Below are 25594 nucleotides of genomic sequence, written 5' to 3'. Positions count from 1 at the left end.
TTGTCGCGACCTCAGTTTGCTGAATGTAACTGAAAACCGCGACCAAAAATATAAACTACTCCTCCAATTTTAAAACTGAGGAAGTATTTTTTCTAATAGTTGCCAATAGCTCTGGATTTTCATTTAAAGACTTACCAAAAGAAGGAATCATTGCCTTCACTTTTTCCTGCCATTCTGGAGAGCTAAACTGCTCTGGGAAACATTTGCTAACCAACTCAACCATAATAGAAACCGCAGTCGAGGCTCCTGGAGAAGCTCCAAGTAAAACTGCCAAAGTTCCATCGTGTGTATTGATAATTTCTGTACCAAACTCCAATTTCCCTATTAGTTCTTCGTCTTTTTTAATAACCTGAACTCTTTGTCCAGCTCTTTCCAGTTTCCAATCTTTTGTTCTGGCATTTGGAACATATTCACGCAAGGCATTCATTCTGTCTTTTGGAGATTGACGCACTTGCTCAATTAAATATTTAGTAAGTGGGATGTTTTTATATCCCGCAACAATCATCGGAATTACATTGTCAGCTTTTATAGACAAGGGTAAATCCGAATAAGAGCCGTTTTTTAAGAAGCGCGTAGAAAATCCTGCAAACGGTCCAAAAAGTAATGCTCTCTCTCCATCAATCATTCGGGTATCAACATGAGGCACAGACATTGGTGGCGCACCTACACTCGCTTTTCCATATACTTTAGCTTGATGTTTTGCTATTACTTCGGGATTTGTACATTTTAACCATTGTCCGCTAACAGGGAAACCTCCGTATCCTTTTCCTTCTGGTACATTTGCTTTTTCCAATAATGGCAATGAACCTCCACCAGCACCTATGAAAACAAATTTGGAATATACTTTTTTCTTTTGATTGGAAATCAAATCAGTGATTTTTATCCTCCAAGATTTGTCTTCGCGTTGTTTTAATTTTTTAACCTCATGACCATAGTGTATCGTGACATCATCCAACTTTGTTAAATAAGCTAGTATATTTCTGGTCAATGTTCCAAAATTCACATCGGTACCAATTTTCATTGAAGTTGCTGCTACTTTTTCATCTGGATTTCTACCTTCCATTACTAAAGGCATCCATTTTTGCAATTCAGAAACATCAGTGCTAAAAATCATTTCAGCAAAAAGAGGATTTGATTGCAAAGCTTTAAACCTGTTTTTTAGAAAATCAACATTTTTATCACCCCAAACAAAACTAATATGAGGTATACTTTTTATAAAATATTCTGGAGTTGGAAGTTTTCCATCTTTGACCAAATAAGACCAAAACTGTCTGGAAACCTCAAATTGTTCGGCAATACTAATAGCTTTATTTGGATTTATTTTTCCATCTGGGCCTTCCGGAGTATAATTAAGCTCACAAAAAGCGGAATGTCCTGTTCCTGCATTATTCCATGCATCAGAACTTTCTGCTGCTGCAACATCCAATCTTTCGTATATATCAATCTTTAAATCAGGTTGTAATTCTTTTAAAATCAAACCTAGAGTAGCACTCATAATTCCAGCTCCAATTAAAACTACATCTGAATTGGATCGTATTGTTGTATCGGACATTTTTGTGTTTTTTAACAAGTTGCAAAATTAACTCTAAAAACCACAAAAAAAAATTATTTTTTGGTTACAAAACACCCAAAAAGCATAACAGTTTGTTAAATTAAAAGTGTTATTTTCGATTCAAATAATCCTGAAGCATAATTGTAGCTGAAATTTCATCGATAAGGCCTTTGTTTTGACGCTGTTTTTTATTGAGTCCGCTGTCAATCATGGTTTGAAAAGCCATTTTTGAAGTAAAACGCTCATCTACACGAATCACTTTCATATCTGGAAAATGATTGGTAAAATGAGTCACAAATCCTTTTATTATTGAAGCACTTTCTGAAGGTTGCCCATTCATTTGTTTGGGCTCACCTATAAGAACTGCTTCTACTTTTTCATTAGCAAAATAATCCTTCAGAAAAGCTATTGCGGTTGGTGATGGAATCGTAGTCAAGCCCGAAGCAATAATTTGCAATTCATCGGTAACGGCTATTCCGGTACGTTTTTGTCCGTAATCTATGGAGAGTATTCGCGGCATCTAAAATGAATTTTTGTGTTTTATAAATCCGAAAACAGAAATGGAATTTTCCTCAATATCAATATAATAAACAGAAGTATATCCCTTAAAAACATAATCTCTTATGTTTTCATCATCATAATATCTGGATTTTTTAAAATTAAAAGGGTGCTTTAAATCTTTTCGAATATTTCTCAATAAATCAGTTTTAAATTTTCTAGCTGCAAGTGGCTTATCTTTTGAAATATAATGAACCTGATCATTTAGTTGAAACAGAAAATCATCCATGAACTTAATTCTCATATTTAGAAATAGTTTCTTCAAGAAATGCGTCTACCTCTTCTAAAGAATAAAACTTTGCAGTACCATTTTTAATCTTAGCCAAAGAAGCATCTAATTTTCTTTTATTTTCATCAAAATCAGGGTCTTCTTGCTCAATTTTCAATTCATCTGAAGAAAATGAACTCAACAATTCCAACAATTTGGCTTTTATCTTAGGCTGAAATTCTAATCGAATCGTTTCCATGGCAGTTTTATTTGATAGTCAAAGATACAACATTTCGGAATTTAAAAAAATTTGCTTTCATGAAGAAAATTATCCTGTTAAATCCATAACATTTTCCATACAAATTCTCTTTTTTGCTATTGCTTAAAAATGGTATCTTTGCCAAAAATATATCAAAAATGAACGAATTACAATCTATAATAGAACAAGCTTGGGAAAACCGTGCTTTGTTACAAAAAACAAAAACTACTGATGCTATCAGAGAAATAATTGAACTTTTAGATTCAGGAAAATTACGTGTAGCCGAGCCTGTTGGAGATGGCTGGCAAGTAAACGAATGGATAAAAAAAGCCGTTGTAATGTATTTCCCGATTCAAAAAATGGAAACCTTAGAGGCTGGAATTTTTGAATACAACGACAAAATGTTGTTAAAAAGAGATTATGCCGAAAAAGGAGTTCGTGTAGTTCCAGGTGCATCTGCGCGTTATGGGGCTTATATTTCGAGTGGTGTAATCATGATGCCAAGTTATGTAAACATTGGTGCTTATGTTGATGCTGGAACAATGGTAGACACATGGGCAACCGTAGGAAGTTGTGCCCAAATTGGTAAAGACGTGCACTTAAGTGGTGGTGTTGGAATTGGTGGAGTATTAGAACCATTACAAGCCGCTCCTGTAATAATCGAAGATGGTGCTTTTATTGGTTCCCGTTGTATTATTGTCGAAGGAGTTCACGTAGGTAAAGAAGCAGTGCTTGGTGCCAACGTTTGTTTGACAGCTTCAACAAAAATAATCGATGTTACCGGAGAAACTCCTGTCGAAAGAAAAGGTTTTGTTCCTGCTCGTTCAGTCGTGATTCCAGGTAGCTATACAAAAAAGTTTGCCGCTGGAGAATATCAAGTGCCTTGCGCATTAATTATTGGAACTCGCAAACCATCAACAGATTTAAAAACCTCATTGAATAACGCTTTACGCGAATATGATGTAGCGGTTTAAATTGATTTAAACTTCAATTAAAAAAATCCAAATTCCAATTGACTGTTCGATTGGAATTTGGATTTTTTTTTCATTATAAATCATTATAGCTTTTTAGCAACAAAAGCAAACATAATTATTCTTTATTTTTCTTCTGGATTTTAATTAATTTGGCATATTTCATATAAGAAAAAAAACCTTGAATCATTGAAATAGTTAACCCGTCTAATCCATTCAAGAACCCTTTTTTAAAGAAATAACAACGTAAAAAAGCAACGGTTCCATTTAGGATAGGCTTGTAGCTCCATATTCTATTGCCTTCGTCATAAAGTTGCTGGGCATGCCATCCCGAATATTGATTCTTTTTGGAAATAATTTGTTCTAATGAGTCCCATCCATAATGCAATATATGTACAGCAACTTGCTTTTCATTTGTAGCTATAATTGTTTGATGCACTTTGGAATCTGAAGGGCTAGCTGTTTTTTTATTAAAAAAACGTACTTTATGATCTGGATACCAACCTGCAAAATCAATTAATTTATCACCCAAAAAGTTTTTTACTCTAAAACTAAAAGCATCAAAATTACTTTTGAGGTATTTCTCTTTTAAAATATAATCTATTGCATCAGCATCTAGAAATTCATCGGCATCCAAGTTTAGAATCCAATCATTTTTGCAAAAAGGTAACCCATGAGAACGCTGAGGCCCATCACCAAGGAAAGCTTGTTCAACAACAATTGCTCCTTTGTCTTTGGCTATGGCAACAGTTCTGTCTTTACTCAACGAATCGACTATTATTACTTCGTCACAAACTTTAAAAAGTGCATCAATACACTTTCCAATCATTTTCTCTTCATTAAAAGTAATAACCAAACCACTTATTGCCATTGTAATGTTTATTTGCTTCTACAAAAATATATTATTTTCGGCTACTTTCCTTCTTTTATAAAATAGCGCTCGCAAATATCTATAAATACTTTGTATTTTAGCACTCAAATTAAGTTAATTCAATATGAAAATTTTAGTTATTCAGCAGAAAAGAATTGGTGATGTACTCACAAGTACTATTATATGTAACAATATAAAAAAACAATTCCCAAACTATACTGTTGATTACATGTGTTATACCAATAGTGTTGATGTATTAATTGGAAATCCAAATATTGACACTATAATACCTTTATCCCATAAAGTTAGAAAAAATTATTTTTCACTAATTAAATTTATTTTTGAAATTAGAGCTAGAAAATATGATGTTGTAATTGATGTTTATAATAAATTAGAGACAAATCTTATTACAATGTTCACTGGCGCTTCTATTAAAATTGGATATCACAAATGGTACACCACTTTATTCTATACACATAACTTAAAGCGTTTTGAAAATAGTAATAAGCCAAAATATGGGTTTGCCATTGATAATAGACTTTTATTATTGAACCCATTAAAACTGGACAAAAATAATATTAACCCATATCCAAAATTATTTGTAAGTCCTAAAGAAAATGAAGAAACCATTTTGCTTTTTGAAAAACACAAAATAGACAGAACCAAAAAAACCGTAATGATAAGTTTATTGGGGAGTGAGAAAAACAAAACTTATCCGCTAGAATATATGGTTAAAGTTGTTGAGCATGTTGCCAAGTATGATGTAACCATTTTTTTTAACTATTTTGAAAATCAAATTGAGGATGCCAAATTTATATACAATTCTTGCTCAATAAGCACTAAAGAGAAAATATATTTTGATCTATTTGGTACAGATTTAAGATCATTTGTTTCAATAATGAACCAATGTGATGTAATAATAGGCAATGATGGAGGAGCAATCAATATGGCAAAAGCATTAAACAAACCTGCATTTACTATTTTCTCTCCTTTTGTAGAAAAGAATATTTGGGCGACTTTTGAAGATGGGTTAAGAAACATATCCGTGCATTTAAATGATTTCAAACCCGAGTTATTTGACAATCTTCATCACGATGAAATTAAAAAAAACCACACCACAATGTATGAGTATTTTACTCCCGAATTATTTATAGATAAAATTGATTTTTTCATAAACAACAACCTGAAAAATATCTAGTTTTTTTTTTGTGTTAGCCTTTTTATACCTTTAAATATTTTTAAAATTTCATCTATTTACTAATGGAGATTTCAATTATAATAGTTAATTACCGAAGTTGGAAACCATTACAAAACTGTATAGAATCATTACTTTTAATAAATGATCCTGAAATAGCTTTTGAAGTTATTGTAATCGATAATTTCTCCAATGATGAGCAGTTTGGCAATTTTAAAACCCGATTCAAGGATTATAATTTTATAGAAAACAATATAAACTCCGGTTATTCTAATGGTTGTAACATAGGCGCAAAAAAAGCAAAAGGAGACTATTTTTTGTTTTTAAATCCTGACACTGTTATTTCGGCAACTGCTCTAAACACCTTATTTCACACCTATAAAAAGAATCCAGAAATAGGAATTTTATCTTGTTTACAGGTTAACAAAAAAAATAAGTTCTTTAATCAAAAAAAAAAGTTTCCAACATTTCTGCAACTTTTTACAGTAACTAAATATCTTTCTAAAGTAGTATTTCAGATAAAATGCGACTCCTTCTTCAGCGCCAATAAAGAGCTTTTTTATCCAGATTGGACAACAGGGGCTCTCATTTTTATGAGTCGTAATTGGTTTGAAAAAGTAGGTGGTTGGAATGAGGATTATTGGCTGTATTTTGAAGACGTTGATCTTTGCAAAAAGGTTAAAGAACAAAAAGGTAAAATTGCAGTTACCAACACAACATCTATTTTTCACGAACATGGAGGTTCGTCAAGAATAAATTTTGAGACGGAATATAGTAGTAGAACAGAAGTTATCATTTCTAAACACGTTTATATTAAAAATAACTTTAGTTCTTTGTCAAAAATTCCTGCTCATACATTTTTAATTCTTTTTACATTACTTGAAAAAATAATTTTATCCCTTTTGAGTTTGTTGTTTTTTTCTAATATAAAAATAAGAACCAATAGATACATACTTAAGAATTTATGCATGTATTATTCAAACGCCATATTAGAGCAAACATGGTTAAGTCAAAGGTCAGTAAACTATCAAAAAACAAATTATGCCAAATAGCATTACTGAAAAAATATCCGTTTTGATTATTACATTAAATGAGGAAGAACATTTATATTCTCTTTTATCCGATTTGGATTTTGCTGATGAAATTGTAATTATCGATTCGTTTAGCACTGATAAAACAGCCTATATTGCAAAATCTTTTCCAAAAGTCACTTTTTTACAAAATAAATTTGAAAACTTCTCAGCTCAAAGAAATTTTGCTATTTCACAGGCAAAAAATGATTGGATTTTATTCCTTGATGCAGATGAGTTCCTGACTGCTGAATTAAAACTAGAAATCATTGAAACACTGCAAAATAATCAAACCTACTCTGCATACTTTTTTGAGAGAGTATTCATGTTTGAGAAAAAAATTTTAAATTATAGTGGTAATCAAACCGATAAAATATTTCGTCTTTTCAATAAAAAATTCGCAAAATATGATGAAAAAAGATTGGTTCACGAAAAATTAATAGTAGAAGGAAAAATAGGGTATTTGAAAAACAAGCTAATCCATTATTCCTATGCCAGTTTCAACGATTACAAAGAAAAAATAATATTTTACGGAAATTTTAAAGCTCGGGAAAAATTTATAAAGCAAAAAAAATCGAATTTCTTTTTGCAAATCTTTCACCCTACCTACAATTTTCTTTACAATTACGTTATTCGTTTGGGCATCCTTGATGGAAAAAAAGGCATTATTATTTGTTATCTTAATGCCTATTGTATTTATATAAGATATAGAGAGTTAAATCGCTTATGGAAACAAAACTAGTTTCTTATTTCCAAAACATATATCGCTTTTTTAATCTTTTTTTTCTGTGAAATCGCTCTTGAAAATTCGTAGTATATTTCCATAGCGTTTCAAAGATTAAATTTTCAGATTCACCAGATGCTTTTGCATATTCATTACTCATTACCACAACCATTTCTTTAACAGGTGTCAATCGACAAAGATTTTCCATTCTCAAATCAAAAGACATTTCTTTATGAAAATTCATTCTATTCAAATCGACTAAAAAGAAGTCATAATTTCCATCTTTATTTTTTTTAATCAATGTATTTCCAGGCGAATGGTCTTTAAATTCAATTCCTTTTTGATGCAATAAATAACAAAATCGAGTAAATTGACGCAAAATATTCTCATGATCTGGATATTCTGGGTTTTCAACAAGTTCTCTATAGGTCAAATCACATTGTAGGTGTTCACTACCGTAATAACTATCTTTCAATCCAATCCAATTATAGTTTTCTAAATAGCAAATGGGCTGTGGTGTTCCTATTCCTTTTTCTAACAAAAGTGTTCCAAATTCAAAAGAACGCCTTGCTTTTGAGTTTCTAAAATACCTATAAGCAATTTTATTAATCAAATTAGGAACTTTGAAGGATTTTATATTCATTGTCACTCCTTCTAATTCAAATAGTTTAATGATGTTCCTTTTACCGTCACCAAAGAGTTTTCCTTTAGTTTTGAAATTAAATATATTTGATTTTATTAATTCAATGCTATTTTTATAATTATGATTTATTTTTAAGTCCATTTATTTGTTTTTTAAGTGAATCTATCCATTTATAATCATTGAAATATTTAGTGAATGTTATTTTCATCAATTCTATTTATAATTTTAGTCATCCCTTTCACAATAGTTTTCTTTTGGATTTTATAATTACGATTAAATTTCTTTTAACTGAATTAAACCTTCGAATATGTAATATGAAAAATAGAGACATATCCAAGTCCCTTAACTCTTATACCATTATTACCTAATCAAAATAAAGAATTCTGAATCTCCTCCTAATTCCTTCGTTATAATCATTAATTCCAATGAAATCTAACCTTCAAAATGGCAAGTCATAATCATCATGTTTTTTTAAATATTAGCATACTTTTGCAAAAATCAGATAAAATTGTTAGGTAAAAAAAAACTTGTTTTATTTTTAATTTCTTTTGAAAATATTGAAAAATAATATTCTTAAAATTTAAAACTGTGCTAATGCATTTTAATAGAATATTAATAAATATATTATATAAGTAAGACTAAAGTTTAAAAGTTGTAAAAGTCAAAGAATTAATATTGCAAATATTATTAATAATCAATCTTTTATCTGATTTTCGTCTACATTCAATAAAAGAATAAACAATATACCTAACTTAAGCAGGCCAAATATGATATTTTATTTATATAATTTGAATGAAATATTCATATGAAATAACACAATTCGATTTCAAAGCTAATATTACCTTTTTTAAAACGCTTCCTTTTCCATAGCATTTATCTTCTTACCAAATATATTTTACAGAAATAGTTTTAAAAAAACTCTAAGTTCTCTTGTTTCATTTCGCGAAACGACATCGGTAATAAAAATTTTATCTACATTTTTGTTTGTTATACAAAATAAACAATAATGATTCTTTCTAATTGCCTATAGAAATTAACAATGTTAATATCATTTTTAAATTCTATTTTTTTTCTTCCAATGATATTTGAACCATTGTCCTAAATTCTTAAAAAACAATTTCGTTTTAGAAATATTTAAATTTTTAGATTCCTTTACAACATTTAGGATGTCATCCATATTCTTGGAAGGAAAATATGCTAATTTTTTCCACCTTTTGGGTTCAATATAATAGAAATTAGTGCCTTCTTTATAGTTATTTTCATTCGTATTTATCCATTTATCCAGAAAATCATCATGTACCTCATTACTATGTCCCCAATTTTCTAATTTGATTCGCAATTCAGATTCACTTCTTGCAACAGATTCATGAAGAACTAAATTGTCTACATAAATTATTCTTTCGTTGGTTCGTCTTGCACACTTATAATTAGGGTAATTAGTTGCAAATGCAGCTTTCATTGGCTTATCAATATATAAAATCCCATTTTCTGTATATTTATAAATTATCAACCAGAAAGCATAAATTTCAATTTTTTTATTTTCAGGATTATCGAGATAATTATCATATTTTCTAAGATTTGCAACAAATTTCTTAAAATCAATAAAATATTCATCACTGTCAATTTGAATTAGCCAATTTCCAATTCCCATTTTTAATGATAACAAATGTCGTTCTCTGGTATCCATTTCAATTGCAGTCAATTCGGGTATATAGAAATTTTCACGATAAATTTCAATCTTATTGTCAGTATCAAATTCCTTTAACCAATCAAAAAAAGAGGAATCAACTTCAAATTTATTACCAGACCAAGTTACTAAATTCTCATCCATTGCAATAAAAATCCTATCCGAAGCATCATATACTGGCGGAATTGAAAGTTTTAATTTTTGGTAATCATAAGAAAACAAAAAGCCAACATGAATTTTTTTCATTTTATTTTTAGTTGATTTGGGCTAAATTACCCATATATAATTTTTATTTGGGCATCTTGGGTAAAAAAAAGAGTACTAAATTGACAAATGCTTTTGTAATCTTCCAAGCGAATTTAAATTTTTTAATATATGCAAACTGTAAATATCTTTTTGACTTTAATTCACTAACATTTTTATAATCTTCATAAAATGCGGCAAAGTACTTTTTGTAAGTTCTATTTTTTTCTTCTTTATAAACCATGGAAAACTTCGGATTAGAAGAAATTCCAGTAAAATCATAAATCGCAATCGTTTTGTTAAGATATTTATAAGGAACTTGTAAATGACATATTGTATATATAAAAAATTCCCAGTCAGAAGCAATTTTATAATTCTCATTATAATAGAAATACTTTTCAAAAAGTGACTTTCTAATAAATGTTGATTGATGATTTATTGAACTTGTATAAAAAAAGGAAAAATTAAGTTTTTCAGGATAGGTTTTCAACCTTTTTGAGCTTGGAGTTTCTTTAAAATTATCACCATAATAGATATCAAAATCATCTATTAGTAATGGTTCTATTTCTTCTAAAACCAAACTATTGTAAAAACAATCTCCACCATTCATAAAAATAACAAAATCACCAGTTGCGACTTTTATACCTTTATTCATGGCGTTAAAAACTCCTGTATCAGTTTCACTAATCCAATAATCAACTTGTTTGGAATGTTGCTCGATTAATTCTTTACTCCCATCTGTGCTTCCTCCATCAATTATTATAAACTCAAAATCTTTATAAGTTTGATTTAAAACACTATTTATGGTTTTATAAAGCCCTTTATTGTCATTGTAATTAATTGTAATAACTGAAATTTTTTTCATATAATATTTTCTAAATCGATACTTTTTACCATAGACTACAAATTTCTATAAACTGAATATATCGTTTTAATTGAATTATTGCTTTTAAGTTCATTCTTCATTTTAATCGCATTTAACCTTGAAACATTCCTGTAATCTTCATCAAAATACAATTTTTCAACTTTATCTGCAATATCAATTTTATCCAAAGGGTTGAATACAAATTTATTATCGCCAATAGTTTCAGGCAAAGAAGTTACATTCGAACAAACTACTGGTTTTTCTATATAAATCGATTCATACAAAGGGTAACTTCCCGCTTCATATAATGTTGGAACGACAACTCCTGTTGCATTTTGATAAATACTATACAGTTCATCTTGGCTCACAATTCCTTTTAAAATAATTTGATTTTGTAATTCAAATTCTTCAATTTTATTTATTAAAAATAATCCGTGGTCACTCGTGAAATCTCCAGTAAACAAAAAATTTATAATCTTATTTTGATTTTTTAAAAAATTAATAGCTTCTAATAATTTAATGTGATTTTTATGCTTCCATGCATTTGCTGGATATAATAAATAACTCTCAAAATCAGTTTTGAAATCAAATTTAATACCTTTATTAAAATACTCTGCAATCCACAAATCATTTAAACCAATCAATAACGTTTTAATTTTTAATGGATTTATTTTAAAAAAATTAACTAAATCTTCTTTGATATGATTATAACTAACAATTATTGTATCAGCTCTCTCCATATAATCAGGGTAGTTGACAGCCCTATTTTTTAATTCATCTTCTGAAAAGAACTCAGGAAAATGTATCTCCTGAACATCGTGCATTGTTGTAATAAGTTTTGCTTTTTTTGTTTTAGGTATAAACTGATAAGGACAATGAACAATTTGTATTTCATGCTTTTTTATCAAAAAATCATAAAACTCTTTTTTAAATATAATTTTTTCAAAAGTTAAAAAAGAAATTACTTTACCTAATAAATTATAGCCTTTAATCAAAGTTTTTGCAATAAAATGAGTCGGTATTAATTTAAAATTTGCCTTTTTTTCAATAATTTCGAGAAACATCTTATCATTTCTTTTATGATAAATAAAAAAATTAAATTCTCCTGTATCATTTTCAGAAATCATTTTTAACATATTAAAAGAATACTGTCTTATTCCCCCTGATCCTTGGTCTATTGTCGGTATGTAAAAAAGAATGTTTTTTGACATCTTACATTATTTTTTTTGCTGGAATTCCTATGTAAGTTCCAGAATTGTAAATTTTTTTAACTACAACAGCACCTGCTCCAATTATTGCATCTTCACAAATACTAATCTTCTCAATTATTACTGCATTTATTCCTATGAAAACATTTTCTTTTAAGGTAACATTTCCTGCGATATGTGCTCCTGGAGAAATTGTTGTAAATGCACCAATTTTTGCATCATGGCTAATTGTTGACCCTATATTTATATGCACAAATTCATCAATTGCAATATCTGTAGTCATTGTAACATTTGGTCCAATAACAATTCCTATTCCAAGTTTTATTCTAGTTTCATCATAAATAACGGATGGATGAATTAAATTAGGAAAAAAAACGTTTTTTGATAATATTTTATTAAAAACAATTCTTCTTATTTTTGACGAACCTATTGCTAACACACAATTATGATTATAATTAACGTGTTTTTTAAAATATTCTGATTCAGATATTATGAGAATTGAATCGTATTTACTTCCTAACAATGGATCATTATCAGCAACAACAAATTTATCAACATCTATTATTTCCTTGGATTTTTTATTAATTTCCTTGATTATCCAATACACTTCTCTTGCGTGACCGGACCCACCAAAAATAAAAGTTTTCATAGAAAAAACTCTTTGATATGATAAATTATTTGATCTTGTTCATCATCTGTCATTACAGGAAAACTTGGCAAATTAATACCTCTCCATCCTAAATCTTCTGCAACAGCATGCTTTTGGAATTTTCCTGCATACATTGGCATAGTATGCACAGGATAAAACAAAGGTCTTGTTTCAATGCCTTTTTCCATCAAAAAATCTCTTAACTCTTCTCTTTGCTCTGGCTTTTCAACCAAGATGCTACACATCCAATACGAATTGTAAACATCTGGAAGTTCACCATGAAACTTAATAGAGCTATTTTCAAATGCAAACTTGTATTTTTCTGCAATTTCTCTTTTTCTGTGAATAAAATCATCAACCTGCTCCAACTGAGCCAAGCCTATTGCTGCACAAATATTAGTCATTCGATAATTATACCCAACTACATCATGCCAATATTGCCTATGCTTCGCTAAACCTTGTCCTTTAAAATGTACACATCTATCAAAAAGGGTTTCATCATTTGTTACAACCATGCCTCCTTCGCCTGTGGTGATAGTTTTATTACCAAAAAAACTAAATGTAGAAATATCACCAAAAGTACCCACATATTTTCCTTTATATTTTGAACCAATTGCTTCTGCACAATCTTCAATTAAATACAATCCAAATTCTTTACAAATCGATAATAAAGCATCCATATCACAAGCATGTCCATATAAATGAACTGCCATAATTGCTTTAGTTTTATTAGTAATTTTACTTCTAACATCCTTTGGATCCATTTGCCATGAATCTGCTAATGAGTCAACAAATATTGGCTTTGCACCTGTATAATGTATGCAATTTACTGAAGCTATATAAGTTAATGTTGGTACAATTACCTCATCATCTTCACTAATTCCTAAAGCTAGTAATGCTAAATGTAATGCTACCGTACCATTAGAAACTGTTGTTGCATGTTTGACTTCTAAAAAGTTTTCAAATTGTTTTTCAAATCGCGTTATGAACTCTCCTTTAGATGAAATCCATGTAGAATCAATACATTCATTAACATACTTTTTTTCATTACCATTTAAGTGTGGCCTATAAATTGGAATTTTTATTACTGACATTGTATAATTTGTTGCTGTTGTATCAAAAATTTACTCATAGTTAAAGATAATTTACAAATGTACATCTTCACTACTATTTCAAAAACGAAACAAATATACTGAATAATTCTGATGCAAAAATATCTATTTGAGAAATGCATTATTTTATATCATCAAAATTTGAGTTTTATGCCGAAAGCGGCTGGAATGACCATTCACAAGATTTAGCATATTTATTCGAATACCCTGAACATCCAAGAGCCTATCTTGCTGGTTTTAGCAAAATTTTCATGCTAGACAAAACCAAGAATAAGTATCTGAAAGTAAATTTTGAAACCACTCGTCTGGAACAAAGTGCAGATCGTGTAGTAAGAACAGCTGGTGCTTGGTATTTGCATGGAATTATTCTTCAAGGCTACACACACAAAGGAGAAGTAATAGGTGCTGGCATTGGGCCTGGTAGCAATTTACAAACTTTAGATTTTAGTGTCTGGGAAAATAATAAAGTTAGGGGAATATAAGTAGAACGTTATGCCCAAAATATGGATTTTTATTACGATGCTTATACGGACTACAATCATAAATGGGTAGATTTAGCTTTAAACACCTATGCTTACAAACAGTATGGGAATTTAGGAGTAAAGGCTAAAATAAATACCTCATTAATAGGAAACTATTAGGATCAACTTAAAAACAACAATATAAACATGCAATTCCAACTTAGTTTACAATATCATTTATAGATTGTTTTAAAACATTCTATTAATAGTCTGCAAATTTTAGAAGCTTATAATTTCCACAAAACCTCCCATTTTTATTGCTTCAAATAAATATCTTTGCAGCTTATAAAAATAAAATGGACATCAATCAAGAAATACACAACGCTTACGAAGTTATAAAAGAAGGTGGAATCATACTCTACCCTACCGATACCGTTTGGGGAATAGGCTGTGATGCCACAAATCCCGAAGCGGTTGCCAAAATATACAAACTCAAAAAACGAGCCGAAACCCAAAGCATGATCTGCCTGATGAATGGCGAAAAAATGATTTACAATGTTTTTAAAGAAATTCCGGAGGTAGCTTGGCAAATTATGGATTTTTCCGAAAACCCAACAACACTAGTACTTGACAAACCCCGAAATGTGGCTCCCAATTTAATCGCAACTGATAATACGTTGGGAATTCGGGTTGTCAAAGAACCTTTTTGTTTCAAATTAATGGAGCGCATGAAAAAACCATTGGTTTCCACGTCAGCGAATATCTCTGGCCAACCTACTCCGAAAAGTTTCAAAGAAATTAGTCCCGAAATTATAAAAGGCGTCGACTATGTTGTAAATTTGCATCGCGATAAAATTGCCGGAAAACCATCAACAATCATTAAATTAACTAATGATTCACAGGTTAAGGTGATTCGAAAATAGTGATCAGTCGTCAGTTTTTAGTTTTCAGTTAAACAACTTTAAACTTTAAACTCTAAACAAAAAAAATGAACTACAAAGAAGCCTTAAACAATAAAATATTCGAAGTTATATCGAAAGCATCCCAAGAACTTAATGTAGAAAGTTATGTAATTGGTGGTTTTGTTCGTGACCTACTTTTAAATAGAGATTCCAAAAAAGACATTGATGTTGTTGCTGTCGGGAGTGGTATCGAATTGGCTTTAAAAGTTTCAGAATTATTACCAAAAAAACCAAAAGTTCAGATTTTCAAAACCTATGGAACGGCAATGTTGCGTTTTGATGACACCGAAATTGAATTTGTAGGTGCTCGAAAAGAATCCTATAATCTTGACAGCCGTAATCCAATTGTAGAAAACGGAACCCTTGAAGACGATCAAAATCGTAGAGATTTTACCATTAATGCATTAGCTTTATCTTTGAACTCCAATAATTTTGGTGCTCTGTCCGATCCTTTCAATGGTATTTCCGACTTGGAAAACAAAATTATAAAAACACCTCTAGATCCAGACATTACCTTTTCGGACGATCCTTTACGCATGCTACGCGGAATTCGATTTGCCGCTCAATTGGGTTTTGAAATCGACAAAGTTTCCTTGGAGTCTATTACCAAAAATGCCGAACGCATCAAAATCATTTCTGGAGAACGAATCGTAGAAGAATTGAATAAGATTCTTTCTACCGATAAACCTTCCGTTGGATTTTTATTGTTGTTTAAAACTGGCCTTTTGGATATTATTCTACCTGAATTAACCGCTTTGAACCAAGTAGAAGAAATAGAAGGTCATACACACAAAAATAATTTTTACCATACTCTAGAAGTTGTAGATAACATCTGCCCCAATACCGACGATGTTTGGTTGCGCTGGTCGGCTTTGTTGCATGACATTGGAAAAGCTCCCACCAAACGCTTCAACAAAAAACAAGGTTGGACATTTCATGGTCATGAATTCCTAGGCGGTAAAATGGCCAAAAAAATATTCGAGCGCTTACACATGCCGTTGAACCACAAAATGAAATTTGTGCAAAAAATGGTTATCATGAGTTCGCGACCAATCGTTTTGGCACAAGATATTGTTACTGACTCGGCAGTGCGTCGTTTGGTTTTTGATGCTGGCGAAGATGTTGAAAATTTAATGACGCTTTGCGAAGCGGATATCACAACTAAAAACCCCAATAAATTCAAGAAATACCATAGTAATTTCGAGATTGTCCGCAAAAAAATTGTGGAAGTAGAAGAACGTGACCATGTGCGTAATTTTCAACCTCCAATTTCAGGTGAAGAAATTATGGAGATATTCAACTTAAAGCCTTCTCGTGAAATCGGAATGCTAAAAGAAGCCATTAAAGAAGCCATCCTAGAAGGAGAAATTGCAAATGATTATGATGCCGCTTATGGATTTATGATGAAAAGAGCAGAAAAATTAGGTTTAAAGAAAGTTTAACTAATGTTCGGCTACAACTAATTATTTATAAAATAAATTTACAAAAAATTGATTTAGAACATAATGAAAAACAACAAATCTGTAATTATCTGGCTCCTATCAGGTTGCTTTTTAGTATTTATAATGGTTGTAGTGGGTGGCATCACCCGATTGACCAATTCCGGTTTATCGATGACTGATTGGCATCTGGTTACCGATACTCTTCCTCCTCTTACAGAAGCCAAATGGCAAGAAGCATTCGACCAATACAAGCAGTTTCCAGAATACCAAAAAATCAATATTCATAACGACTTCACACTTTCCGATTATAAATTTATTTATTTCTGGGAATGGTTTCACCGTTTTATTGGTAGAATAATCGGGCTTGTTTTTATAATCCCGTTCTTTTACTTCTTAGCTAAAAAGAAAATCGACAAAGCCACTTTAAACAAATGCTTTGTACTACTTGGAATGGGCGCTTTGCAAGGTTTTTTTGGTTGGTTTATGGTAAAAAGCGGTTTGATCGACAATCCAGATGTAAGTCATTTTCGTCTTTCCTTACACCTTACATTTGCCTTTATCACTTTTGCCTATACACTTTGGGTTGCGCTAGATTTAATATATCCTGATAAAAAAGCAGCAATTGTTCCGTTGCAAAAAATAGCCCGGTTTGCCTTGGCCTTTTTGCTTTTGCAAATTATATATGGAGGTTTTGTTGCGGGTCTAAACGCAGGTTTAATTCATAATCATTGGCCAATGATGAGCGACGGGCAATTCATTCACGACAGTGTATTTATCGAACAAAAAACACTGCTCTTGAATCTTACGGAGGGAAAAAGTGGTGTTCAATTGGTTCATAGAACCTTGGCTTATGTGGTCGTAGGATTCATTTTATTCCTTTATTTTAAAAGTAAAAAATACCAACTATCGTCACAACAGCAAAACGGATTGAATGCATTGGTAATTATAGTATTTCTGCAATTTGCTTTGGGCGTTTTTACATTATTGTATAGCGTGCCGCTTTGGCTTGGTTTGACCCATCAAATTGTCGCGTTCTTTCTATTAACGGCGATGACATACACTTTGCATCGATTGAGTAAATAGCAATATCCTTATAACGAAAATGCTTTTATAAACAGTTTAAATTTCTTTAAAGAACTGTTTATAAAAGCATTTTTTTAATTTTTAACTACTGTTTACGATTCAAAAACTTAAAATAGAGTTACTTTTGTAGTCCGACTATATTGTCACATCTTGTTGTTTCATCCATTAAAATGTCTAAACTTGCTACGCAAAATCAATTTCTTGATTTATCCGATTACGGTAGACCGCTTGCCAAAATATTTGCCAATCAATTAAAAAACACTCGTTTTACACCCATTCACGTAACGCTTCTTTTTGGTATTTCTGGTCTTATTGCTATCTTTTGTATTTTACAAAACCACTATCTTTTTGCTTCATTTTTTATCATTTTAAAATCAATAATTGATGCCGCCGATGGTGAATTATCTCGTGTCAAAAACACTCCATCTTATACCGGAAGATACCTTGATAGCGTATTCGACATTATCCTCAACTTTTTGATTTTTATGAGTATTTGTTATGTTTCAAAAACCACTTTTGGCTTTACTCTTTTGGCTTTTATTGGCATACAATTACAAGGCACTTTGTACAATTATTACTATGTCATTTTGAGAAATAAATCTGAGGGAGGAGATACAACCAGCAAAATTTTTGAGGACAAATCTCCTCGAGCATTGCCTGGAGAAAGTCAAAAATGGGTGGATATTTTGTTTAAAATTTACACTATTGTTTATGGTGCTTTTGACAAAATAATTCACACCCTTGACAAAGAAGCCTATAAGGTAAAAACGTTTCCAAATTGGTTTATGACATTACTTTCTGTTTACGGATTGGGTTTTCAATTATTGATAATTGCCATTATGTTACCATTGAACTGGATAGAATATATTGTTCCTTTTTTCATCGTTTATACTTCACTCATTTTTGTGCTAATAGGTGTTAGAAAAGCGTTTATTAAAGCATAAAATCGTCATAATTAAAATCTATAGTAGTAATTTAAAATATTCTAATTCAGTATTTTAAAACAACAAACCTCAACAATGACACCAAGTATTTTTTAACCGATCCAATTTTTAAAATCCGAGACCTTTTCTCTACTTACAACCACCTCATCTTCCTTGTAAGTAGGCAAAATTATCTTCAATCTGGAGTTGCTGTACACCACAATTTCTTTTATTGCTTTGAGTGAAATGATGAATTTTCGGCTGATTCGGTAAAAGGCAGCAGTATCAATTTCCTGTTCCAAAACTTCCAAAGTACTGTCTATTAAATAATTTCTATTATCAAATGTATGAATATAAGTACCTTTATTTTCACTAAAAAAACATTCAATTTCATCGGTCGAAATCACTTTAAGATGCTGCCCTATTTTGACGGTAAATCTTTTTTTGAAAGTTTTTTCAAAAGGGTTTGAAAGCATTTTTCGAATCTGTTCAAAATCCAACTGCATCGTTTCATTTCCGTTTTTGGAGATTTGAAAATGGTCTTTAAATTTCAAAACAGCTACTTCTAAATCATCTTCATCGATGGGTTTTAACAGGTAATCGATGCTGTTTAATTTGAAAGCTTTTAGCGCATATTCATCATAAGCCGTGGTAAAAATAACGGCACTTTTTATTTCTATTTTTTCGAAGATTTCAAAGGATAATCCATCTGATAATTGTATGTCCAAAAAGATTAAATCGGGATGCTCATTTTTCGAAAACCAGTCCAATGCTTCCTCTACAGAATGAAGCATCACTCCTACCGGAATATTTATTTTTTCGAGTTTGCGTTGCAATAATCTCGCTGCTGGTTTTTCGTCTTCTATTATTATTGTGGTCATTTGAAATTTCAGATTGTTAGATTTTTTGATTACTAGATTTTTAGAAAATAGAGAAATGAAATTAAAGAATACTAATCCAGTTTTAGAACGAAAAGCAAAAACTCATAACTCATAACTCATAACTGTTTATCACTCCCACTTTTGATTTTTGTCTTTATCCATAAACTCTTTAATTTTCTTTTCTTCCCAATCAGTACCAAAAAATAAATCTCTACCAAAAACAGACATTCCATGCGCTACCAAACCGATACCCCAAAACAAAGCCGTAGAGAATGTTTCCCATCTAAAAAAAACTTCGGTTCCCAATGTGCTACTATTAAAACTGGAGACAATTATAAAAGTATTTACCAAAACATAAACCAATAAATGAATATAAAATCCTTTGATTCTTTTTACTCTTTTATAAGCCAATTCATATCTTGTGTCTGGATTGAAATTTTCATCCTGAAAATTTTCAAATAACTGTTTTCTATATCTTCCCATTGTGTAGTGTTTTTATTATTCCCATGATTTTTTTGTTTGACCTTCCTTTTTCATGTATTCTTTAACTTTTCGTTCCTCCCATTCTTTATCAAAAAATGGTGCATAACCATACGCTTTCAATCCGTGTAAAACTATCGCTATTCCCCAGCCCAACAAGCTAAACCAAAAATACAAAAACTCTGGCGAAGTCATAAGATTTACAACAATTACAATCGGATTACAGAGCATATAAACAGTCAAATGTTCATAAAATTCTCTAATTTCTTTTACTCTTTTTTTAGCTTGAAAATAGCGTTCCTCTTCAACATAATTTGTTTCCATTTCAGTTGTTTTATAAAGTTATCATTCCCATGATTTTTTTGATTGTTCTTCTTTTTCCATGAATTCTTTAATTTTTCGTTCCTCCCAATCTTTATTAAAAAACGGTGAATAATTAAAAACTTTTAATCCGTGAAAAAGCACTCCGATTCCCCAACCCAATAAAGGCCAAAAGAACCATAAATACTGTGGTGATGTCACTAAATTTAATACCAATAAAAAGCAATTTACCACAATATAGGAAAGCAAGTTCCCATAAAAACCTTTTATCTCTTCTACCCTTTTTCTCGCCATATAATAGCGTTCTTCATCTGTTTTTTGATTTTCCATGATGTTTAAAATTTTAGATTTTACTAAATCCTATTTCCAACTCTGTTTATTGTTTTCTTTTTCCAATATTTCCTTAATTTTTCTTTCTTCCCAATCACTGCCGTAGCCAAATACCTTGAAAGCATGCATCGTTAAACCAAATCCCCAACCAGCAGCTGAGAACCAGAACCAATGAAATTGTGGCATATAGGTTAAATTCACAAATATTAAAATTGGGATCACACAGCAATAGGAAATCAAGTTTCCATAAAATCCCTTCAGTTGTTCTACTCTTTTTTTTGCTCTATAATAAGCACTATTTTCATTATAATTTGAAGTTGTTTCCATAACACTAATTTGTTTGGTTAAAATCGGAATCTTAACAGTAAACGTTTTTTCATTTTGTTCAATCAATACTTTTCTATTGGTAATAATTCCGTACCGATCCACAATATTTTGCAATCCCACACCTTGACGGCTTTGAATTACTTCTTTCTTTTGAAAATCATTTTGAATAGCCAGATAGTCGCCATCAATAAATATTCGAATGTGCAATGGTTTTTGCTCGCTAACCACATTGTGTTTTACCGTATTTTCCAATAACAATTGCAACGAAAGCGGTACTACTTTGGCTTCCGGATTTATTGTTGTTTCCGGTAATTCATAAAACAAACTGTTCTCAAAACGCATTTTCAACAGATTCATATAGGTTTTTGCAAAAGACAATTCTTCAGCAACCGAAACCAATTCTTTGTCTTTTTGCTCCAATACATAACGGTATATTTTGGACAAAGAAGTAGTAAATCGTTGTGCATTCTCAGGGTTTTCTTCAATCAATGAACTCAATACATTCAAACTATTAAAAAGAAAGTGTGGATCGATTTGGTTTTTTAAGGTTTCAAACTTCGCATTGGCGGTTCCTGCGATGATTCTTTGCTGAATCACTTCGGTTTTTGAAGCTTGTTTCCACTTTACCATAAAGCTTCGGGCTTGCATAAAAACAGAAACTCCCAATGACAAAATGATGTAAAAAAGATGAATCCAAATCATCCTTTCATTAAAAAACTGATCCAAAGGCATTTTTTGTAAAATTATAAAAATGATATAATCTATGCCCAAAACCACCGGGATCGTATATAAAACGGTAACTAAAATTCCGTAATAAACTCGCAAATTCGTTTGCTCCAGCCAATCCCATTTTCTGTCAAGCAAATGATTTAAAAAACCATTCCCAAAACCTACACCAAAAGAATACAGACAGCTTAAGGAAAAAGTTATCAAGACATTTTGAATGCTGAAATTGTCTCCCAACAAAGCTGAAAAAATAACTGTGAAAACCATAGAAATCTTAAAACAAACAATCGTTCCATCTTTCAATTTAGTAAGTACATTTCCTTGATTTTCCATTTTCCGAATTTATTCTGATTTATTTACAATTTTTCTGAGCCTCTAATGCTCGATCCAATCCCCATTTTGGAGAAAAAGATGTTGCCGGTTTAAAAGTAGCAAAAAGTTCGATAGCTTTATCAACTTGTACACAAAGTGGTTTAGTATCAACTCCGGTCCATTTTGCTCCTCCTAATTGGTAATCTGCTTCACCAAAAACTGCTCTTGGATTATTAGGGTCTAAAGCTTTTGCTTTGGCGTAAGCCTCCATAACTTTAGATGAATATTTCATTGCGTTTGTCATTGGATCTATCACTACCCAAGCGGTGTAAATCAAACCTTGCATTACATACAACTCAGAGTTGTTTTGGTCTTTTATCATTTCTACATCCAAGGCATTCTGTGCTTTGGCAAGCAATGCATTGGCTTGGGCTTTGTCCTGAGTCCCAAAAGAAGTTGTAGTATTGACCAATGCTACATAGTAATTGGGCAACCAGCTGGTTTTGTCTGCGGCGGCAATGCGTTCAAACATATCCGAAGCTTCGGTGTTTTTTCCTTCTCCCCAAAGCTTAAAAGCCTTTTCCATTCCTTGTTCAAATTGTCCTTGAGCTGATGCAATTACAACTACTAATAATGCGATTGTGGTGATAATTTTTTTCATTTTGATTACTGTTAATGGTTACTGATTAGTTATTAAATTTGATATCTATTTTTGAATCTTTATTGATATTAAATTTGGCATCTTCATATTTTGGAGGCCCCATAAATCCTTTGGCGTCGTTGGAGCAGGCAAAATCTTCAGAGGGGATTCCCATCATATTTTTGTCCAATTTCCCATTGCTGTTTTCGTCCTGATAAGTAGAAATTCCATATTCTCCTTTTGGAATGCCAACAAAAGTAACAGTAGCACTGTTGTTTTTAATTTCGGAAGTAATGCTTTTGTAAATTGATTTCAAAAACGTTCCTTCTGAATTGTACAAACCTACTTTTACCACTCCTGTATTGTTTTTTAAACCCGAAACAGAAACAGTAAGATTGACATTTTGAGCAGACATTAGACTGCAAATAAAGAGTGCGATGGCGGTGATAATTTTTAACATGGTTTTGATTTTTTTGTTTGATTGATTTATAATTGAAACTCTTATTCTTTTATTCCTGAACAAATTTATATTGGTTGTAACGCTTTTAAAATTTAATAATACCGAACTGTTGATTTTGATGGATGAGTTGCGATTGAGTCGAAAGTTGTAAAGTCGTAAGCCATAAAGTCGAAAATAAATGCCTGCTTTTAAATTCCATACGCTATCATCCATTTTTAAACTTCTCAAACTTTAAACAATTAAACCTTTAAACGATTAAACCCTTTCTCTAAAGATTCTTCAACTGATTGTCTTTTTTGTTTTTGCTGATGGTCCAAAAGAAACCGACAAAAAAGAATCGGTCGGCAGCTGGTTTGATTGCACTTCTTCTGTACTCTCCATCGGCACTGGGCTGAATGGCATAATTGTATCCGTATATATTGTTGGCTCCCAAAACATTCGAAACCGAGAAATACAAAATCTTTTGGGTAGTTAATAAATACGCCCAGTTGAAACTCAAATCGTTGTATGATTTTGTTCTGGCATTCATAAATTCCGTTTCATTCGGATTGTTGTAGGGTCTTCCTGTTGCAAAAGAGTTAGTAAACCCTATTTGTGATTTCCAGTCGGTAATCCAATATTTTGTTACTATTGACAAACTATGATTGGCAACAAAACTAGGAGTTACCTGAGTCGGGAAATTTTTATACAATCGTTCGGTATCGATATAAGAATACGAAACCCAATATTCGAGATTCTTAATGGTTTTTCCATCTCTCCAAAACAAATCCAAGCCTTTGGCATATCCCGTTCCATTATTAGAAAAGACGGAATTGAATCCAATCGTTGGTCCATCAAAACGAACGAGATTGCTGTAATCCTTGTAATAGGCTTCGGCTCTAAAAGTTCTTCCCTCTTTGTAATACTGATAATTTAAAATGTAATGCGAGGCTTTCTCACTTTCAAATTGATTGTTTTTCGAAAACTTGATATAGTCAGAGCTTGGAGTTTGCGAAAAATCACCATAAGCAAAAGACAACTGACTGAATTGTGCTATTTTGTATGCAAATGAAATTCTTGGCGAAACAAAATTTTCATTCATCAAACTATTGGTTGAGGCACGAATTCCCACTTTGGCGGCAAGCTTTTTGGAAAAGAAAATATCAGCTTCTGTGTATAAAGCTCCAATGGTGTTGTCATAGCCATAATCAAACCTACTTCCTGCATTATGAGTAAAGTTTTCATCGTATTTGGTCACAAAATAATCGGCGCCAAACGATAGCTTAAAACGATTAGAGATGCTCTTTCTCAGTTTCAATTTCAAATTGGCGGCATTTTCTGCATTTTTCAATTCGTCCAAATCAATATCCGATTTCACTTGATTGTAACCATAACTCAAGCCGGCGGTGATATTCCAATTGGTTCCAAAAAAACCATTATAAGAAGAATTAAAATATACATTCTCGTTTTTGGAATCAACAGTGATTTTGTCAATCGAGTTGATATTCTCTTGTTTGATGACATATTGAGAAGCATCAAAAGCGGCATACATCTTAAAAATTCCTCTTTCAAAATTGTATCGGTAAACCATTTCTCCAGACAAAGCCTGTGGGGCACTTTCCCATTCTACATCTTGGGGTATAAGCGCTTGATAGGGAGATAAATTAATATAAGAAGTATTGATACTAAAAGAACTTTTGGCCCATTTTTGGGTGTTTCCAAGACCAACACCTACGGTCATCAACGAGATTTCAGTTTTGGCTTGATCGGGTTCGTCTATGGTATTCAAAAGCAAAACGCTAGATAATGCATCTCCATATTCAGCTGAATATCCACCTGTAGAAAAGGAAATACCACTGAAAAGGAAAGGAGAAAAACGGCTTCGAGTTGGCAAGTTATTGGGTGTTGCTCCGTAAGGCTGCGGCACTCGCATACCATCAACATAGGTTTGGGTTTCATTGGCTTCGCCTCCACGAACAAACAATCTCCCATCCTCGCCTACTCTTTGTGTACCCGGCAAAGATTGCAAAGCCGCCACAATATTTCCTGCCGAACCCGCAGTGGTAACAATATCCAAAGGCTTTAATACCGAAACCCGAGCTTTGCTACCAGAATCCAAAGAACCCGCCGTGATTACAACGGCATCGAGTGCATTGACATTATCCCTGAGTTTGATGGTTTGGTTTTTAAAGTTAGCGACATCTATTACCGTATTTGAAGTTTCATAAACAAGAAAACTCACTATTAGCATTTGGTTGCCGGTAGTGGAAGTTTCAAAAGAAAAATCTCCACTTTCAGAACTTGATGCACCGTCATAGCTTCCTTCAATATAAACATTGGCGCCAGCGATTGGATCTCCTTTTTCGTTGGTTATTTTACCCGAAATAGTGTTTTGAGAAAAAAGTGCAAAACTGAATAATAAACAAATGCTGGCGAATAAAACGGTTTTCAT

Annotated in this window: 28 protein-coding genes; 9 read left to right on the top strand and 19 right to left on the bottom strand. The window is 31.6% G+C overall.

Features of this window, described 5'->3' with window-relative positions:
- Positions 1-55: 55 nt before the first annotated feature.
- From OLM57_RS10580 to OLM57_RS10565, 4 genes are all read right to left on the bottom strand, one after another.
- The gene (locus OLM57_RS10580; RefSeq protein ID WP_264563661.1) at positions 56-1552 is read right to left on the bottom strand and encodes a malate:quinone oxidoreductase; all 1497 of its coding nucleotides are present in this window, start codon (positions 1550-1552) and stop codon (positions 56-58) included.
- Between the two features lie 109 nt (positions 1553-1661).
- Complete coding sequence (gene ruvX, locus OLM57_RS10575; RefSeq protein WP_264563660.1) at positions 1662-2072, bottom strand: Holliday junction resolvase RuvX; 411 nt, start codon at positions 2070-2072, stop codon at positions 1662-1664.
- Complete coding sequence (locus tag OLM57_RS10570; RefSeq protein ID WP_264563659.1) at positions 2073-2354, bottom strand: type II toxin-antitoxin system RelE/ParE family toxin; 282 nt, start codon at positions 2352-2354, stop codon at positions 2073-2075.
- Positions 2344-2577 (bottom strand): hypothetical protein, encoded by a 234-nt coding sequence (locus tag OLM57_RS10565; RefSeq protein ID WP_264563658.1) that lies wholly within the window; start codon positions 2575-2577, stop codon positions 2344-2346. The genes OLM57_RS10570 and OLM57_RS10565 overlap by 11 nt, the downstream gene beginning before the upstream one ends.
- A gap of 158 nt (positions 2578-2735) precedes the next feature.
- On the opposite strand from OLM57_RS10565, the gene OLM57_RS10560 reads away from it, so the two are divergent.
- Complete coding sequence (locus OLM57_RS10560; protein WP_264563657.1) at positions 2736-3551, top strand: 2,3,4,5-tetrahydropyridine-2,6-dicarboxylate N-succinyltransferase; 816 nt, start codon at positions 2736-2738, stop codon at positions 3549-3551.
- A 115-nt stretch (positions 3552-3666) separates the two neighbouring features.
- Here OLM57_RS10560 and OLM57_RS10555 read toward each other — a convergent pair whose 3' ends face one another.
- Positions 3667-4419 (bottom strand): glycosyltransferase family 2 protein, encoded by a 753-nt coding sequence (locus OLM57_RS10555; protein ID WP_264563656.1) that lies wholly within the window; start codon positions 4417-4419, stop codon positions 3667-3669.
- A gap of 124 nt (positions 4420-4543) precedes the next feature.
- Here OLM57_RS10555 and OLM57_RS10550 point away from each other — a divergent pair, with 124 nt between their 5' ends.
- From OLM57_RS10550 to OLM57_RS10540, 3 genes are all read left to right on the top strand, one after another.
- Positions 4544-5617 (top strand): glycosyltransferase family 9 protein, encoded by a 1074-nt coding sequence (locus tag OLM57_RS10550; RefSeq protein ID WP_264563655.1) that lies wholly within the window; start codon positions 4544-4546, stop codon positions 5615-5617.
- Between the two features lie 62 nt (positions 5618-5679).
- Positions 5680-6666 carry a glycosyltransferase family 2 protein gene (locus OLM57_RS10545; protein WP_264563654.1) on the top strand — a complete coding sequence of 329 codons (987 nt, stop codon included), beginning with the start codon at positions 5680-5682 and terminating at the stop codon, positions 6664-6666.
- Complete coding sequence (locus tag OLM57_RS10540) at positions 6656-7426, top strand: glycosyltransferase family 2 protein (protein WP_264563653.1); 771 nt, start codon at positions 6656-6658, stop codon at positions 7424-7426. The genes OLM57_RS10545 and OLM57_RS10540 overlap by 11 nt, the downstream gene beginning before the upstream one ends.
- 4 nt (positions 7427-7430) lie before the next feature.
- On the opposite strand, the gene OLM57_RS10535 is transcribed toward OLM57_RS10540, so the two are convergent.
- The 6 genes from OLM57_RS10535 to OLM57_RS10510 form a co-directional block, all read right to left on the bottom strand.
- A complete protein-coding gene (locus tag OLM57_RS10535; protein WP_264563652.1) occupies positions 7431-8192 on the bottom strand; it encodes a Kdo domain containing protein in 762 nt (253 codons plus the stop codon).
- Positions 8193-9105: 913 nt separating this feature from the next.
- Positions 9106-9984 (bottom strand): hypothetical protein, encoded by an 879-nt coding sequence (locus tag OLM57_RS10530; protein WP_264563651.1) that lies wholly within the window; start codon positions 9982-9984, stop codon positions 9106-9108.
- Positions 9985-10027: 43 nt separating this feature from the next.
- Positions 10028-10846 (bottom strand): glycosyltransferase family 2 protein, encoded by an 819-nt coding sequence (locus OLM57_RS10525; RefSeq protein WP_264563650.1) that lies wholly within the window; start codon positions 10844-10846, stop codon positions 10028-10030.
- 35 nt (positions 10847-10881) lie between these two features.
- Positions 10882-12057: a glycosyltransferase family 4 protein gene (locus OLM57_RS10520; protein WP_264563649.1), complete on the bottom strand. Its 1176-nt coding sequence runs from the start codon at positions 12055-12057 to the stop codon at positions 10882-10884.
- A gap of 1 nt (position 12058) precedes the next feature.
- Positions 12059-12703, bottom strand: coding sequence for an acetyltransferase (locus OLM57_RS10515; RefSeq protein ID WP_264563648.1), 645 nt, complete (start codon positions 12701-12703; stop codon positions 12059-12061).
- Positions 12700-13797: a DegT/DnrJ/EryC1/StrS family aminotransferase gene (locus tag OLM57_RS10510; RefSeq protein ID WP_264563647.1), complete on the bottom strand. Its 1098-nt coding sequence runs from the start codon at positions 13795-13797 to the stop codon at positions 12700-12702. Before OLM57_RS10510 ends, OLM57_RS10515 begins: the two co-directional genes overlap by 4 nt.
- A gap of 134 nt (positions 13798-13931) precedes the next feature.
- On the opposite strand from OLM57_RS10510, the gene OLM57_RS10505 reads away from it, so the two are divergent.
- The 5 genes from OLM57_RS10505 to OLM57_RS10485 all read left to right on the top strand — a co-directional run bounded on the left by OLM57_RS10505 (position 13932) and on the right by OLM57_RS10485 (position 18707).
- Complete coding sequence (locus OLM57_RS10505; RefSeq protein ID WP_264563646.1) at positions 13932-14297, top strand: capsule assembly Wzi family protein; 366 nt, start codon at positions 13932-13934, stop codon at positions 14295-14297.
- 335 nt (positions 14298-14632) lie between these two features.
- Positions 14633-15199, top strand: a complete 567-nt coding sequence (locus OLM57_RS10500) for an L-threonylcarbamoyladenylate synthase (RefSeq protein ID WP_264563645.1) — start codon at positions 14633-14635, stop codon at positions 15197-15199.
- A 65-nt stretch (positions 15200-15264) separates the two neighbouring features.
- Entirely contained in the window at positions 15265-16680 is a 1416-nt protein-coding gene (locus tag OLM57_RS10495; protein WP_264563644.1) for a CCA tRNA nucleotidyltransferase, read from the top strand.
- Positions 16681-16740: 60 nt separating this feature from the next.
- Positions 16741-17763, top strand: a complete 1023-nt coding sequence (locus OLM57_RS10490) for a COX15/CtaA family protein (protein ID WP_264566902.1) — start codon at positions 16741-16743, stop codon at positions 17761-17763.
- A gap of 170 nt (positions 17764-17933) precedes the next feature.
- The gene (locus OLM57_RS10485) at positions 17934-18707 is read left to right on the top strand and encodes a CDP-alcohol phosphatidyltransferase family protein (RefSeq protein ID WP_264563643.1); all 774 of its coding nucleotides are present in this window, start codon (positions 17934-17936) and stop codon (positions 18705-18707) included.
- Between the two features lie 92 nt (positions 18708-18799).
- Here OLM57_RS10485 and OLM57_RS10480 read toward each other — a convergent pair whose 3' ends face one another.
- The 8 genes from OLM57_RS10480 to OLM57_RS10445 form a co-directional block, all read right to left on the bottom strand.
- A complete protein-coding gene (locus OLM57_RS10480) occupies positions 18800-19567 on the bottom strand; it encodes a LytR/AlgR family response regulator transcription factor (RefSeq protein WP_264563642.1) in 768 nt (255 codons plus the stop codon).
- Between the two features lie 129 nt (positions 19568-19696).
- A complete protein-coding gene (locus tag OLM57_RS10475; RefSeq protein WP_264563641.1) occupies positions 19697-20050 on the bottom strand; it encodes a 2TM domain-containing protein in 354 nt (117 codons plus the stop codon).
- Between the two features lie 15 nt (positions 20051-20065).
- Complete coding sequence (locus tag OLM57_RS10470) at positions 20066-20371, bottom strand: 2TM domain-containing protein (protein WP_264563640.1); 306 nt, start codon at positions 20369-20371, stop codon at positions 20066-20068.
- Positions 20372-20392: 21 nt separating this feature from the next.
- The gene (locus OLM57_RS10465) at positions 20393-20698 is read right to left on the bottom strand and encodes a 2TM domain-containing protein (RefSeq protein ID WP_264563639.1); all 306 of its coding nucleotides are present in this window, start codon (positions 20696-20698) and stop codon (positions 20393-20395) included.
- Between the two features lie 30 nt (positions 20699-20728).
- Positions 20729-22084, bottom strand: coding sequence for a 2TM domain-containing protein (locus OLM57_RS10460; protein ID WP_264563638.1), 1356 nt, complete (start codon positions 22082-22084; stop codon positions 20729-20731).
- Between the two features lie 19 nt (positions 22085-22103).
- Positions 22104-22724: a hypothetical protein gene (locus tag OLM57_RS10455; RefSeq protein WP_264563637.1), complete on the bottom strand. Its 621-nt coding sequence runs from the start codon at positions 22722-22724 to the stop codon at positions 22104-22106.
- A 25-nt stretch (positions 22725-22749) separates the two neighbouring features.
- Positions 22750-23163, bottom strand: coding sequence for a DUF2141 domain-containing protein (locus tag OLM57_RS10450; protein ID WP_264563636.1), 414 nt, complete (start codon positions 23161-23163; stop codon positions 22750-22752).
- 268 nt (positions 23164-23431) lie between these two features.
- Positions 23432-25594 (bottom strand): TonB-dependent receptor, encoded by a 2163-nt coding sequence (locus OLM57_RS10445; RefSeq protein ID WP_264563635.1) that lies wholly within the window; start codon positions 25592-25594, stop codon positions 23432-23434.

This window comes from Flavobacterium sp. N3904 (assembly GCF_025947305.1).
In the GTDB taxonomy this organism is placed as follows: domain Bacteria; phylum Bacteroidota; class Bacteroidia; order Flavobacteriales; family Flavobacteriaceae; genus Flavobacterium.
This window is presented reverse-complemented; position numbering and strand designations above follow the sequence as displayed.

Coding starts and splice junctions, on each gene's coding strand:
- OLM57_RS10580 (WP_264563661.1), bottom strand. CDS start 1,552: ATGTCCGATACAACAATACGATCCAATTCAGATGTAGTTTTAATTGGA.
- ruvX (WP_264563660.1), bottom strand. CDS start 2,072: ATGCCGCGAATACTCTCCATAGATTACGGACAAAAACGTACCGGAATA.
- OLM57_RS10570 (WP_264563659.1), bottom strand. CDS start 2,354: ATGAGAATTAAGTTCATGGATGATTTTCTGTTTCAACTAAATGATCAG.
- OLM57_RS10565 (WP_264563658.1), bottom strand. CDS start 2,577: ATGGAAACGATTCGATTAGAATTTCAGCCTAAGATAAAAGCCAAATTG.
- OLM57_RS10560 (WP_264563657.1), top strand. CDS start 2,736: ATGAACGAATTACAATCTATAATAGAACAAGCTTGGGAAAACCGTGCT.
- OLM57_RS10555 (WP_264563656.1), bottom strand. CDS start 4,419: ATGGCAATAAGTGGTTTGGTTATTACTTTTAATGAAGAGAAAATGATT.
- OLM57_RS10550 (WP_264563655.1), top strand. CDS start 4,544: ATGAAAATTTTAGTTATTCAGCAGAAAAGAATTGGTGATGTACTCACA.
- OLM57_RS10545 (WP_264563654.1), top strand. CDS start 5,680: ATGGAGATTTCAATTATAATAGTTAATTACCGAAGTTGGAAACCATTA.
- OLM57_RS10540 (WP_264563653.1), top strand. CDS start 6,656: ATGCCAAATAGCATTACTGAAAAAATATCCGTTTTGATTATTACATTA.
- OLM57_RS10535 (WP_264563652.1), bottom strand. CDS start 8,192: ATGGACTTAAAAATAAATCATAATTATAAAAATAGCATTGAATTAATA.
- OLM57_RS10530 (WP_264563651.1), bottom strand. CDS start 9,984: ATGAAAAAAATTCATGTTGGCTTTTTGTTTTCTTATGATTACCAAAAA.
- OLM57_RS10525 (WP_264563650.1), bottom strand. CDS start 10,846: ATGAAAAAAATTTCAGTTATTACAATTAATTACAATGACAATAAAGGG.
- OLM57_RS10520 (WP_264563649.1), bottom strand. CDS start 12,057: ATGTCAAAAAACATTCTTTTTTACATACCGACAATAGACCAAGGATCA.
- OLM57_RS10515 (WP_264563648.1), bottom strand. CDS start 12,703: ATGAAAACTTTTATTTTTGGTGGGTCCGGTCACGCAAGAGAAGTGTAT.
- OLM57_RS10510 (WP_264563647.1), bottom strand. CDS start 13,797: ATGTCAGTAATAAAAATTCCAATTTATAGGCCACACTTAAATGGTAAT.
- OLM57_RS10505 (WP_264563646.1), top strand. CDS start 13,932: ATGCATTATTTTATATCATCAAAATTTGAGTTTTATGCCGAAAGCGGC.
- OLM57_RS10500 (WP_264563645.1), top strand. CDS start 14,633: ATGGACATCAATCAAGAAATACACAACGCTTACGAAGTTATAAAAGAA.
- OLM57_RS10495 (WP_264563644.1), top strand. CDS start 15,265: ATGAACTACAAAGAAGCCTTAAACAATAAAATATTCGAAGTTATATCG.
- OLM57_RS10485 (WP_264563643.1), top strand. CDS start 17,934: ATGTCTAAACTTGCTACGCAAAATCAATTTCTTGATTTATCCGATTAC.
- OLM57_RS10480 (WP_264563642.1), bottom strand. CDS start 19,567: ATGACCACAATAATAATAGAAGACGAAAAACCAGCAGCGAGATTATTG.
- OLM57_RS10475 (WP_264563641.1), bottom strand. CDS start 20,050: ATGGGAAGATATAGAAAACAGTTATTTGAAAATTTTCAGGATGAAAAT.
- OLM57_RS10470 (WP_264563640.1), bottom strand. CDS start 20,371: ATGGAAACAAATTATGTTGAAGAGGAACGCTATTTTCAAGCTAAAAAA.
- OLM57_RS10465 (WP_264563639.1), bottom strand. CDS start 20,698: ATGGAAAATCAAAAAACAGATGAAGAACGCTATTATATGGCGAGAAAA.
- OLM57_RS10460 (WP_264563638.1), bottom strand. CDS start 22,084: ATGGAAAATCAAGGAAATGTACTTACTAAATTGAAAGATGGAACGATT.
- OLM57_RS10455 (WP_264563637.1), bottom strand. CDS start 22,724: ATGAAAAAAATTATCACCACAATCGCATTATTAGTAGTTGTAATTGCA.
- OLM57_RS10450 (WP_264563636.1), bottom strand. CDS start 23,163: ATGTTAAAAATTATCACCGCCATCGCACTCTTTATTTGCAGTCTAATG.
- OLM57_RS10445 (WP_264563635.1), bottom strand. CDS start 25,594: ATGAAAACCGTTTTATTCGCCAGCATTTGTTTATTATTCAGTTTTGCA.